Origin of the sequence: uncultured Litoreibacter sp. (assembly GCF_947501785.1) — a bacterium.
GTDB lineage: Bacteria > Pseudomonadota > Alphaproteobacteria > Rhodobacterales > Rhodobacteraceae > Litoreibacter.
In genome coordinates this window covers 2,806,777-2,820,213 of record NZ_CANMXB010000001.1, presented here as the reverse complement: position 1 = coordinate 2,820,213, position 13,437 = coordinate 2,806,777, and the positions used below count along the sequence as shown (strand labels likewise).

The following is a 13,437-nucleotide window of genomic DNA, read 5'->3' as shown; positions in this document are numbered from 1 at the left end:
TACAGAGATGTCGCAAAAAGTCGGTCGGTTGCCGCTATAGCCCCCGATTTGCTGTTGTGGAACCCGAAACCGCCGAGTATCCCCACAGGTGGGACACCCTTCCCCAACGAAGGGCATATATCTGTGAGGATACCATCAATGGCTACTACTGCTCCGGTCACGCGGCCGGCTAATCCGCGTTTTTCGTCTGGCCCCTGTGCCAAACCCCCCACATTCGAATTGAACAAACTTGCAGACGCGCCCCTTGGCCGTTCGCACCGCGCGGCCCCCGGCAAGGCGAAGCTGAAAGAAGCGATCGACCTGACCCGCGAGATCCTGCAAGTCCCCGACGACTACCTGATCGGCATCGTGCCCGCATCCGACACTGGTGCCTACGAAATGGCGATGTGGAACCTGCTGGGCGAACGCCCGGTGGAAATGCTGGCATGGGAAAGCTTCGGCTCTGGCTGGGTCACCGATGTGGTCAAACAGCTGAAACTGGACGCCGAAGTGAAAACTGCCGAATACGGCGAGATCGTCGACCTTGCCACCGTCGATTTCGACAAAGACGTCTGCTTCACCTGGAACGGCACCACCTCTGGTGTGCGAGTGCCATCCAAGGACTTGATCCCCGCCGACCGTGACGGATTGACGCTCTGTGACGCCACCTCCGCCGCCTTCGCGATGGACCTGCCATGGGACCGTTTGGACGTCACCACATTCAGCTGGCAGAAAGTGCTGGGCGGGGAGGCCGCACATGGCGTGCTGATCCTCAGCCCGCGCGCCGTCGCGCGCCTGGAAAGCTACACCCCCGCATGGCCGCTGCCCAAAATCTTCCGCCTGACGAAGGGTGGTAAATTGATCGACGGCATCTTTACCGGGGCCACGATCAACACGCCGTCGATGCTCTGTGTCGAGGATTATATCTTCGCGCTGAACTGGGCCAAATCGGTCGGTGGCTTGAAGGGCCTCATCGCCCGCGCTGATGCGAATGCGAAAGCGGTGAACGACTTTGCCGATCAGACCGACTGGCTCGCCAATCTTGCAGTTGATCCGGCGACGCGGTCGAACACGTCTGTCTGCCTGAAATTCACCGACGCGCGGATTACTGATAGCGCAGCTTTTGCCAAAGCGGTTGCCAAACGGCTGGACGAGGCGGGCGTTGCTTTTGATATCGGTGCCTACCGCGATGCCCCCGCTGGTCTCAGGATCTGGTGCGGTGCGACGGTCGAAACTGCGGATATCGAGGCGCTGATGCCCTGGATCGAACATGCAGTCGAGCTTGAAATCGCAGCCCAAAGCCAAGCCGCCTGATCTTCAAACCTGTCACGACGGGGTGTGTACGGACTGTGTACGCCCTGTGTACGCGAAATTTCCAATCTCAAGGAGCGCCACAATGGCCCCCAAAGTACTCGTATCCGACAAGCTGTCTGAAACCGCCGTCCAGATTTTCCGCGAACGCGGCATCGACGTGGATTTCATGCCCGACCTTGGCAAAGACAAAGCCAAATTGCTGGAACTGATCCCGCAATATGACGGCCTCGCCATCCGGTCCGCGTCCAAAGCGACCGAGAAACTTATCGCCGCCGCAGACAATCTCAAGGTCATCGGTCGCGCAGGGATTGGCGTGGATAACGTAGATATTCCAGCGGCTTCCAAGAAGGGTATCATCGTGATGAACACCCCCTTCGGCAACATGATCACCACGGCTGAGCATGCCATCGCAATGATGTTCGCCGTCGCCCGTCAAATCCCCGAGGCGTCTGCCTCAACCCATGCCGGCAAATGGGAAAAGTCCAAGTTCATGGGGGTCGAACTGACCGGCAAAACCCTTGGCGTTATTGGCGCCGGCAACATCGGCGGCATCGTCTGCGAACGCGGCGTTGGGCTGAAGATGAAGGTCATTGCCTATGACCCGTTCCTGTCCGAGGAACGCGCCGAAAAGCTGAACGTGACCAAGGTGGAATTGGACGAGCTTTACGCCCGCGCCGACTTCATCACCATGCACGTGCCCGCCACCGACAAGACCCGTGGTATGATCTCTGCAGAAGCTATTACCAAGATGAAAACCGGCGTCCGCATCGTGAACTGCGCCCGTGGCGGTCTTGTGGATGAAGAGGCTTTGGCCAACGCCCTGAAAGCCGGAAAAGTCGCAGGCGCGGCCTTCGATGTCTTCGCCGTGGAACCCGCAACTGAAAGCCCTTTGTTCAATCTTCCCAACGTCGTAGTCACCCCGCACCTCGGCGCCGCAACGACCGAGGCGCAGGAAAACGTGGCGCTGCAAGTGGCCGAGCAGATGTCTGATTACTTGCTGACCGGTGCGGTATCGAACGCGCTCAACATGCCGTCCGTGACCGCCGAAGAAGCCAAGGTCATGGGGCCATGGGTGAAGCTGGCCGAACACCTTGGATCGTTCATCGGTCAGATGACCGACGAGGTGCTGAAGGAAATTCAGATCACCTATAACGGCTCGGTTTCCGCGATGAATCTGGAGGCCCTCAATTGCGCCGGTGTCGCCGGTATCATGAAGGCCACCAACCCTGACGTGAACATGGTCAGCGCGCCTGTCATCGCCAAAGAACGCGGCGTGAAGATCAGCACCACGACGCAGGACAAGTCGGGTGTCTTCGACGGCTACATCAAGATCAACGTGGTCACCGACCAGCGTGAACGCTCCATTGCGGGCACGGTCTTCTCGGACGGTAAGCCACGATTTATCCAGATCAAAGGCATCAATATCGACGCCGAGATCGGACAGCACATGCTGTACACAACCAACGAGGATGTCCCCGGCATCATCGGCACCTTGGGTCAGACCATGGGCGAAAATGGCGTCAACATCGCGAACTTCACCTTGGGCCGCGCCGGTGCCGGGAAAGAGGCGATTGCGCTTCTCTACGTAGACGCCCCCGTGCCCTCGCCAATCCTGAAACAGCTCGAAAACACGGGGATGTTCCAGCAGGTCAAAACTCTGCAATTCGACGTGGCCTAAGGCTTCGTTTTGGTAAAAATACTCCCGCCGGAGGCGTCCAGTTTCCGGCGGTCACTCCTTGCGAATAACACCTGTGATGGCCCCTGCACCAAGGGCCGTCACAATCCAGCCAATGGCTTTGGCAAACCACCGCATCCACCATCCGGCGCGCCCCCAGTCGGATCGTGACGTCGACGGTGCCCAGGCCGTTTCCTGACCCAATGACACAATCGGGACGACCAGATCAGCTGCGTATGCGTAGCCGTTGAACGTCTCCCAATCCTGGCCGGCCTGGCCAACCGACGACCAAAATGCGCCCGGATTTTTGGGATGCGTTTCGGTGGCTGAAATCCACCCAGCCGACACCAGCACAGGCGCAGCATTCGGCGTCATATCGCCCGCGTCCCATGTGCGTTCAAAGAACCATCCAAGCCCGAGTATCAACGCAATTGCGATAACAACAGCGCGTGCGGGTCGGAACCCATAGCCGATTGTGTATCGCAGCAGCAGATCGTTCACCCATGACAGCGCACGCCAAACCGCAAAGCCGCCGCGTTCCGCTGACAGCCGCCGGTTCTCCGCCTTCAGCAGCCTCTCCTTACGCATCAACACAGTCCGCGCGTCATTGCGATGCCCCATGCGCGCCATCACATTTGCCAACTGCTCATAGGGTTGCGCGGTAAAGGGCGTGTCCTGAGGCCGTCTTGCCAACCATTCAAGCCGCGCCTTCACATTGGTCTGCGCATGGCGCGAAAAATCGCTATAGGTGAAGCCATCCAACCGGATCGGATAGGCCGCACCGGGGCCGACGGGTTCATCTTTCAGGCGTTCCGCGTGGCCGCCTGCAAGGTTGAATATCCCACGCGAGATTTGGTTGTCCTGCAGATACAAAATTCCACCAATCCGCGCCCTTGCAAGGCTGATCGCGATGTTGGAGCCGTGCTCCTCTGTCGCGCCGAACACCGCGCCGTTCAAGGCGCTATCGTTCAGCGTGATGGCCGTGTTGGTCAGGAAGAAGTCATGTTCCACCCTCGCCGACGACAGAAATATCTGCCCCGTGGTCACCAGCGACGTCTCGCCATCGGCATATGGGTAGTTTCCCAAAAACACCGATCCCCGCACCCGTAAAGAAGGCGCGAATATCGCGTCCTGCGCCGAGCTTTCGATCACCGCATCGCACAGTTGCAGATCGCCATTGACAGTGGCCCCGGACAAGCTGATCTCGCCTTCAATATGCGTTCCTGCGCGGAAATAGATCGACCCCGAAAAGGTAGCGTTGTCCGCCGATACTCCGCCAATCCGGCACCCAGAGATATGCAAGCCCCGCAGCCGGGCATTCGTGAGATTCATCGGCTCCACAAGGTGGCAGGCCGACAGCGACACGTCGCGGTTGCAGTCACAGCCCTGCAAATCCAGAGACCCCGTCACCCACGCCCCGCGCAACCGAATGCCCTTGTCGTGCAGCGGCATCGAAATCAGCAGGAACCGGACCAAATCAGCCCGCACTTGCACCGCATCAGAGCTTTCGCTTGGCAGGGTCCCATCCGCCAGCACCGTACGGTTCGGCAGCCCGGCTTCGTCAATCATTTTTTGTTCAGCAGGGGAGAACGGTTCGAAATCTTTCAAGTCCATCATGGCGCGAACCAAAGCATGCCACCTGCCAGCGGGCAACACTCAACGCGCAAGTATTCAGATGCGCAAAACTCTGTGGCGCGCAGACCAGCGTCACGCCGCGTCACTGTTACACCGTTGGCCGATTGCGCTACACTGGCGCAAATTTTGAAAGGATGACCTCATGACCGATATCGTAATCCTCGGCGGTGCGCGCACCGCGATTGGTACATTCGGCGGCGCGCTGGCCGGGACCTCCCCAATTGATTTGGGCACCACCGTCAGCAAGGCCGCGTTGGAGCGCGCGGGCGTCGCTCCGGATCAGATCGGCCATGTTGCTTTTGGCCATGTCATCAACACCGAACCCCGCGACATGTACCTGTCTCGCGTAGCTGCGATGCAGGCCGGCGTGCCCGACACTGTTCCGGCGATGAACGTAAACCGCCTTTGCGGGTCCGGCGTGCAAGCAATCGTATCGGTCGTGCAATCGCTGATGTTGGGTGACGCCGATTACGGGCTTGCCGGGGGGGCAGAAAACATGAGTCGGTCACCCTACATCCTGCCGCAAACGCGTTGGGGCCAGAAGATGGGGGACGCGGGCGCTCAGGACATGATGTTGGGCGCGCTGAATTGCCCGTTCGGGACGGGTCACATGGGCGTCACAGCCGAGAATGTCGCCAAGGAACACGACATCAGTCGCGACGCACAAGACGCGTTTGCGTTGGAAAGCCAGAACCGCGCGGCCGCGGCGATTGAGGCGGGTCACTTCAAGGACCAGATCACCCCAGTCGAAGTGCGGGTGAAGCGCGACATGGTGAATTTTGATATCGACGAGCATCCCAAGGCCTCCACCTTGGAAACCTTGGGCGGGCTTCGCGCGGTGTTCCAGAAAGACGGCACAGTGACCGCTGGCAACGCGTCCGGCATCAATGACGGGGCCGCCGCGTTGGTCTTCGCGCGCGCCGAGGCGGCGGAGAAGGCCGGTCTGATCCCCCGCGCCCGCGTTATCGGCTACGCCCATGCCGGCGTGCGGCCTGAGGTGATGGGCATTGGGCCTGTCCCCGCTGTGGAAAACCTGCTCGCCAAGACGGGACTCAAGGCCACCGACTTCGACGTGATTGAATCGAATGAAGCCTTCGCTGCGCAAGCGCTCGCCGTGAACAAAGGGTTGGACCTTGATCCCGCAAAGGTGAACCCGAATGGCGGCGCGATTGCGTTGGGTCACCCGGTTGGCGCGACCGGCGCGATTATCACCGTGAAAGCGATGTATGAGCTAGAACGCATCGGCGGTCGCAAGGCGCTCATCACCATGTGCATTGGCGGCGGTCAAGGTATCGCCCTAGCCATTGAGCGGATCTAGTCAACAAACACATCCGTCTTGGTAGACCGCCCCTTGGCGTCCACAACCGTCACAGTCAGATAGCCGCGCCCCGTCTCGGCTATCTCCATTTGGCGGTCCCAACTTTTGACCGCAACAGGTTTGCCATTGGCCAGCCAACTGAACGGCGGTGCGCCGTTCCTGATCTGAACGTAAAGCCCACCCCCGCCTGCCGCGATCCGCGCACCATCTGGTGGAAAGGCGATTTGCGGCCGGTTTGGGTCAGCCAGAACCTCGCCCGTGCCTTTGAACATGCGCAGCGGCTTTGGCAATTCTGCATTGCTGATCAACAGCGCGTCAGGCGGCGCGGCGGGCAAAGGGTCGGGTTGGCTCTTCAACCGCTCGAAAACCTGAAACAGCACGGGCGCTGCAAGTTCCGCGCCAAACGCCCCGGGGACGGGCGTGCCATCGGGCCGCCCCATCCAGACCCCCACAACATGCTTGCCGTCATAGCCGATCGCCAGCGTGTCGCGGTGACCGTAGGACGTACCCGTTTTGTAAGCGATTTCCTGGCCGCGGGCATTCGCGGGCGGCGCGATACCCGACAGGATGTCGGTTACGTACCACGCCGCGCGTTTGCTCATGAGGCGGGCCGAGCTTTGCGGGTCAGAAGCCACCTCTATTAGGTCCAGGCTTTGCCCGCCGCGCGCTAGCCCGGCATATAGCTGCACGACGTCATACAGGTTGATACCCAGGCCGCCCAACCCGACCGCGAGACCTGGCTGATCGCCGGGGGTTTCGACCGCCGCCCCGCTTTTGCGGAGCGCGGCAGAGAAATTGGATGGCCCAATGGCATCCAGAACGCCAATTACAGGCAGGTTCAGCGATAGTTGGAGCGCTTCGCGCACACGTATCTGGCCCCGGAACTCGCCGTCGAAATTCTGCGGTGCATAATTGCCAAAGCCCTGCGGGCGGTCATTGATAATGGTCTCTGGGTGGATCATCCCGCGCTCAAACCCAAGCCCATAGATCAGCGGCTTCAAGGTCGAACCCGGCGAGCGCAGCGCGCGCGTCATGTCAACGAACCCTTCGCGTGTTTCGTTACGAAAATCCGGCGATCCGATCGAGGCAAGCACCTCGCCCGTTTGGTGGTCCGCCACTACAATCGCAACCGACAGGTGTGGATCAAGTGGCCGCACGGTTTGCTTGGCCAGTCGCTCAAGACTGCGTTGAAGTGGCCCGTCTAGCGTTGTCTCTACCCGTGTTGCGGCCCCATCAGCGATCAGCCGGTCCGCCAAATGCGGCGCTTGAAGCGGAAATGGCCTGCGCGTTCGTGTCGGCGCTTCCGTCAGCGCCGTTTCGGCGGTTTCGAGGTCGATGACGCCCGCGTTTCGCATCCGCTCCAAAACACGATCGCGGGCTGCGTGGGCCGCTTCTGGGCGCCGGTCAGGGCGGCGCGATTCAGGCGATTGCGGCAAGGCCACCAACAGTGCGGATTGTGCCGGGGTCAGTCTGCGGGGTTCCTTGCCGAAATAGGCCAATGACGCCGCACGCACCCCTTCGAGGTTCCCGCCAAATGGGGCGCGTTGCAGATAGAGGTTGAGGATCTCCTGTTTCGACAGCCGCCGTTCCAACGCAAGAGCCAGCCGTGCCTGACGCAGCTTGCCCTCCCATCGGCCCGTGCCGCTTTCTTCCAACAGCCGCGCGGTTTGCATGGTCAATGTGGATGCTCCGGAAACCATCCGCTGATACCGAACCGCCTGCCCAACGGCGCGGCCCAGCGCAATCAAGTCTACGCCTTTGTGCCGATAGAATCGCTTGTCCTCATAGGCCACCAACATCGCCAGATAACCCGCATCGACCGAGGCCACATCTGCATGCAAGCGCCAACGTCCGTTATCCACTTGGTAGGCCCGCAACAGGTCTCCGTCGCGGTCCAGAACCTCGGTTCCCGTCTCGATCACCAAAGGTGGGATAACGGTCGCATCGACCCAGTCATCGAACTGGTCACGTCCCGCCGCTGCCAACACCAGCAACACCGCAGTTCCGATTATGGCGCGGTGCCATCTCACTTGGTGACGACCACACGTCCAGTTGCGGTCCGCGCGCGGAATTCGGGGCGGTACATGTCTTCGACGCTGGCCGCAGGGTGGTGATAGCTGCCCGGCGCAATGGCGCGCACGATATAGGCCAGCTGGAACGCGTCTTTGCCGCCATGGTCGACCGCCGTCAGGAACCGGTCCTGCCGGAACTCGGTGTTGCGTATGCGATTGCTAATGTTCAGCCAATTCAGCGACCTCACGTCCCCGCTTTGCAACAGGTTGGGGTTGTCGATCTCGAAGCCAGCGGGCAGCGGGTCGTTCACCATCAACCGCCCCTCACCATTGTTGAACGGCTGAACTGTCAAAACGGCGACCAGCCTTTCGCCCGATGCGACTTCCTCCGGGGACGTCGCTTCACCTTCCAAGGTGTAATACTCACGGTCGATCCGATACCCGTTTCCGCCTTGCGGTTCCGGCTCAGACGCCACGCCGAAGGTGGTCATGGTCACGACAGTGTTGGAGGCGCCGGTGTTGCCGATCGCAACCGGCGTCAGCGCATCTTGTTCCAGAACCTGCACCAGCGGTCCTTGCACCGGTGACCCGTTCAGCGTGAGCGTGTTGTCGGAGCGAGCAAGCAAGGCGTTCGCGGCAAGCAACGACCACACGGATTCCTGCGTTGAGCGGCCAGACACGTCACCAATGCGTGGCGCAACCTGTGCAGATATCCGGTCGACATTCACCGCGTTTGACCCTGCTTCAACCGCCAATGTCAGCACAGCCGCCGCGTCGCGCAGGTTGGTGCCGTAGTCGTCACGCCAGCGTTGCCCTTCGGGGCGCGCTTGCTGCAACCGTGCGTCCGCCAGGCGGAACATCGCGTCCGCCCTGGTTGGATCGCCATATGCCGCCAAAGCCGCACCGATTTGAGCAAGGGCCATCGGGGACCCAAAACTATCGGCCTTCACATCGGCGTAGTAGCGAAGATCGCCGATTGCCGCGGCACCTTCGCGGGCCAATACCAACAGACCGTAGGCAAGCCCTTCGCCGCCATCCTCGAAATCCGGCGCGCTATTCACCTGATTGCGTAGGTTATCCAAGGCCTGGCGAAACGCGATTTGGGGGACGTCATGGCCTTGCGCATTTGCGCGGCTGAGGAAATCGGTCACGTAGGCGTCAAGCCACATGTCCCCGCGCTGAGCCCTCCACAGGCCGAACGCCCCGTTGGAAGACTGGTTGGTCAAGACCCGGTCGACCGCCTGCTTGATCCGCTCCGCAATATTGTCCCGCGCATCAAGGTTCATCGCATGCGCCACCTGATCGAGATACAGCAGCGGCAGCGCCCGCGATGTGGTCTGTTCCGTGCAGCCATAGGGGTAGCGATCAAGCGCGTCCAACAGACCCGGCGCGTCGAAACGGGCCAGCGGTCCCGCAGCCACGGTCGCCCGCGCCGTGCCGGGCAGGAAGCCCGCAAAGGCGTTCTGGTCCAGAGTGAAGGTGCCCCCAGCGGCCAAGTCAAATTGGGCGCGACGCTGAATAACCGGATCATTGCGCATGATTGGCAGGATAAGGTTCTTACGTAGCACATTGTCGTCCGGCGTCACCAAGGTGATGGACACGGTGGCGATACCAGTCCGCTGCGCTTCAATTGGGACCGCAAAGACCTGCTTTTGTTTGTCGCCGAGTGTGACCGCTGTCGGCGCTGCTCCAAGGTCAATCCCAGATGCGGTCACTGTCACGGGCATCTCTCCCGTTGCGCCGGTCGCGTGAACGATTTCCAACAACAGTTGGCTGGCATCACCCGGAGCCAGGAACCGCGGCAGAGTGGCCGTGACCACGACAGGGTCGCGCACCAGAATGTCTTTGGTTGCCTCCCCAACCGCGCTGTCAGACCAGACAACCGCGCTCAGCCGCACGGTGCCGTTAAATTCCGGCAGATCGAACTCCGCCCGCGCGACGCCATCGGTGCCCACCGTCACGGGACCAGAGACATAGGCCACCAATTCTTCCGTCGGAGGAGGCGCTTGGGAGGACAATCCGGCCTGCGCGTCACCGCCGGAGCGTACCGTGCCCAGCGCACCTGTTTGGCCGTCAATGAGGCGGCCATAGATGTCACGCAGCCCCATCCCGAGCTTGCGTTGCCCGAAATAGTGACCCGTAGCGGACGGCGGCTCGAATCCCGTCAGGTTCAATATGCCAAGATCGACCGCGCTGATCATTGCGTAGGCCGTTTCTCCCTCAGTAATGCCATCCACTTTCAGCGCGACCCGCATCGGACCGCGTGGCGCGGCCTCGTCCGCCATGTCGAAACTGGCGGTCAGCTTGGCATCAGCCGGGTCAACCGGTGCATAAGATAGGCCGAGCGCACGGGTTGGCGTTTGATCTGCCTGCGACGTCAACGGTTGCACCACCTGAGCCGCGACATAGACGCCAGCACCCCAATCGTCAGTCACAGGCAGCTCGATTAGGTTTTCGCCCTCGGTCACTTCCACGGTTTTCATGTCCACCAAACGGTTCGACATGACCGTCACCAATGCGGTTCCAGGGCTACGTGGCACAATGCGGAAGGTCGCCGTTTCCCCGCTGCGGTAGCTGTCTTTGTCCAACGAGGCTTCCAACACGTCAGGCGTAGCGCTTGCATCCGCAGCGCCGTACCACCCAGCTGAGAATGAGACGGAGCTGGCCACATATGGCCCGTCTATCCGTTCCACCTTGATCTCGTATTCGCCCCACTCGACCGGTGTACTGACCGTCGTGATTTGGTCAGGCGATAGCGTTGCCTCGCCAGTGGCGATGCGCTTGCGGGTCGTAATCGGATCCCAGTACCAACTTCCGTAGCTGGAATACCATTGATACCGGGTACTGACGCGGTTGACGGTCCAGCGCACTTGCATGGATTGGCGCGTCAGGTCCGGGCCGACCGCCACCAGATTGAAGCTAGCTTCCGTGTCCTCTGGTATCACCCCGTCAGCAAGCGGCTTGATCCCAATCAGCGGCGTGTCCGCCAGAACCTGCTTGGTCAGCACCCGCTCAACCGGGCGGTTGGAGCCCTCACGGACGCGGGTCACAATGCGCGCCTCTAACGGCTGCATGACCTCTTCGAGCTCTGGCAATTCGATCTCAAGACTGGCTGCACCTGCGTCATTCGTTCTGACGCCACCCTCCAGAAAGCCGCGGCGCGCCTGCAAGCGCTGATCGTGGCGTCCAAATTTGTAGCCGTCGAATCCGTCAACAGCGCTAGCCGCACGTAGGATCACATCGCCGTCGATCGCCAGATTAGACCCCGGCGCGCCAAAGAGGTAGTCCGCCTGAACACCAAGCTGGGGTAGGCCATTTTCCAACGAAATCGGGCCGTCCGGCATACTCAGTTCAACGTCAATTCGTTCCGGCAGGAAGTCTTCGACGAGCACCCTGGCCTCGGCAAGTGGGGCGGCGTCCACATCGGCGAACATGCCGATTGTCCACGTGCCGCGCGGCACCGACCCCGACAGCGGCATCGCGAAAACGCGCCCGCCCGCGCCTTGATCGTCCAATGTCGTACGGCTGTATTCAACACCGTCAGGCCGCGTCAGGATCGCCGTAAGCGCCATGCCCTCAATCGCATCCGCCGTCCCGTCGCGCGCCAAGGCCAGGGCGTGGATCGTTTCGCCTGCTCGGTAAGCGCCTCGCTCAGTTGTCATGAAAACATCAATTGGCGGCGCAGCAGGGCGGCCTTCAACGCCGCGATCGGACAAATCGAATTCGGGGTCGGTCAGACTGAGGAACGAAAAATCGTCGCCATTCTGGACCGTCAGAAGTCCGGGTCTTTGCCCTCCGGTGCCGCGCGACAACCCTGCGTCGAAACGCGCATACCCGCCTGCATCCGTGGTCACGCTTCCCAACACGGCGTTGGATCGTGACAGCAGGCTGACCTCGGTTCCGGCCTTCGCGCCTGCATCGGACAGACCGCGCACAAACACGTGCAGGCCGTCGACGCCCGACATGGTGGTCACCCCAAGATCGCTGATCACAAACCATTGGGTGGCGGGCGGAGTGTCGTATTCATCGACCCCGGGCACCTTGGCCTGAAGTGCGTAGACCCCCGGCAGCAGATCACCAACAATTTCGCCAACGGGCAGCCGTGTCGTGACATCTTGGTTCAACTCAGTTTCGACCGCACCGGTCCCGGTCCAAATCTCGGACCCGACCTCGCGCCGGAACTCATTGCGCTGGTACTCGCTTAGCGGGCGGCCGAAGTAACCTTCCTGCATGGTACGCAGGATGTTGCGGTCGCTCACGCGGTAAAGTGTCAGCTCCAGTTCAGGCGCGTTGATGGCGACAACTGGAAGCGCCATCTCACCGGCCGCAGGCAGAACATACGCCCGCCCGGGAAACCGCACGTCCGGCTTGCGGTCGCGCACGTATTGCGTGATTTCAATCGACTTCTGCAGCGCTTCGCCGGAGGCCGCAGGCAACCCTTGGCGGAAGGTGAAGCTGTACCGCTCCCCGTGCTGCAACCCGGCGATGCAAAGCGCCCGGCCCGAGGCCTCGATGCTGACCCCGGGCACTTGGGATTTGACGTAGTCAGCGTATTCCACCGTCTTGTCCAGCTCTTCCGAGAAGTTGGCGCAAATGCGGGGTTCCAACGCGTCGCTTTCCACCTGCGTTTCGGCAAGGCTGAACCCAAACAGACGGATCACGCGGTCCAACGCTTTGCCAATGTCATCGCGCGGCGAGATGTCTTGCGCCAGCCGCAACGGTTTGATCGCCTCCTTGCCGCGGCCAGTGGCTTCCAGGCCGCGCGCAATCAAGGCAAGCGCATTCACCTGCTGTGCTGAATTCTCCGATCTCAGGTAGGAGTTAACGGAGGCAAGATACCCGGTTTGGCCAAACTGCCGCCTTTTTTGGCTGTTTTCACGAGCCACGGAATACGCGTCGCGGGCGTATTGGTCCCAAAGATCGGCGCCGTCCGACAACGTTAGCGCGGCCCCCATGAACTTCAGCGCCACTTCCGGTTTGCCGGCATTTCGGTCCCGCAAGGCGGCATCAATGTATTGCTGGGTCGTGTATTCATTTGCGACATAGAGGTCCGACAATTTCAGCGCCTGCTCAACTGCAGCGATCAGATCGCGTTCCGGCAGGAATGCCAAATCTGCACCACGCGCATCAGCGCGCGCCACTGCCTCGGATGACGCTTCGAGTACGCGAGCGGAAATCGCCCCTTCATAAGGTTCCGTCCGTTCGACATTTGACTTGGGGAAACAGGCATTCGACTTCTCGTTGAAGGTGAACGCCTTGCAATTGTCGTCTGCCAAACAGGCCCGCTGGCAGGCCCCTAGGGTCGTATCGAAGATGTTTGTCAGATCGCCGCCGTAGAAATCCACATTTCGGGTCAATGACAGTCTCCGGTCGGGGATCAGCCCATCCGCGAAGGCCATTTGGCCTATCAGAAGCGACACTAAAAACACGATCCCGGAACGGCGAAACATCTCAAAAATCCTTCTTCTGTATGGGTTCAGGTTGGCACGGTCAGCCTGAGTCTG

The 13,437-nt window shown here is 60.8% G+C and carries 6 protein-coding genes; 3 read left to right on the top strand and 3 right to left on the bottom strand.

Features of this window, described 5'->3' with window-relative positions; translation table 11 throughout:
* Positions 1-138: 138 nt before the first annotated feature.
* The gene (locus Q0899_RS13985) at positions 139-1,293 is read left to right on the top strand and encodes a phosphoserine transaminase (protein WP_298361152.1); all 1,155 of its coding nucleotides are present in this window, start codon (positions 139-141) and stop codon (positions 1,291-1,293) included.
* A gap of 82 nt (positions 1,294-1,375) precedes the next feature.
* Positions 1,376-2,971 (top strand): phosphoglycerate dehydrogenase, encoded by a 1,596-nt coding sequence (gene serA / locus Q0899_RS13980; RefSeq protein WP_299193545.1) that lies wholly within the window; start codon positions 1,376-1,378, stop codon positions 2,969-2,971.
* Between the two features lie 51 nt (positions 2,972-3,022).
* Here the strand turns inward: serA and Q0899_RS13975 are convergent, their stop codons facing one another.
* A complete protein-coding gene (locus Q0899_RS13975) occupies positions 3,023-4,585 on the bottom strand; it encodes a hypothetical protein (protein WP_298294974.1) in 1,563 nt (520 codons plus the stop codon).
* Between the two features lie 160 nt (positions 4,586-4,745).
* On the opposite strand from Q0899_RS13975, the gene Q0899_RS13970 reads away from it, so the two are divergent.
* Positions 4,746-5,921: an acetyl-CoA C-acyltransferase family protein gene (locus Q0899_RS13970; RefSeq protein ID WP_298361147.1), complete on the top strand. Its 1,176-nt coding sequence runs from the start codon at positions 4,746-4,748 to the stop codon at positions 5,919-5,921.
* Here Q0899_RS13970 and pbpC read toward each other — a convergent pair.
* Both pbpC and Q0899_RS13960 read right to left on the bottom strand, forming a co-directional pair.
* Positions 5,918-7,951 carry a penicillin-binding protein 1C gene (pbpC, locus tag Q0899_RS13965; protein ID WP_299193542.1) on the bottom strand — a complete coding sequence of 678 codons (2,034 nt, stop codon included), beginning with the start codon at positions 7,949-7,951 and terminating at the stop codon, positions 5,918-5,920. The two genes, Q0899_RS13970 and pbpC, sit on opposite strands and share 4 nt — an antisense overlap.
* Positions 7,948-13,383, bottom strand: coding sequence for an alpha-2-macroglobulin family protein (locus Q0899_RS13960; RefSeq protein ID WP_299193541.1), 5,436 nt, complete (start codon positions 13,381-13,383; stop codon positions 7,948-7,950). The genes pbpC and Q0899_RS13960 overlap by 4 nt, the downstream gene beginning before the upstream one ends.
* Positions 13,384-13,437 lie beyond the last annotated feature (54 nt).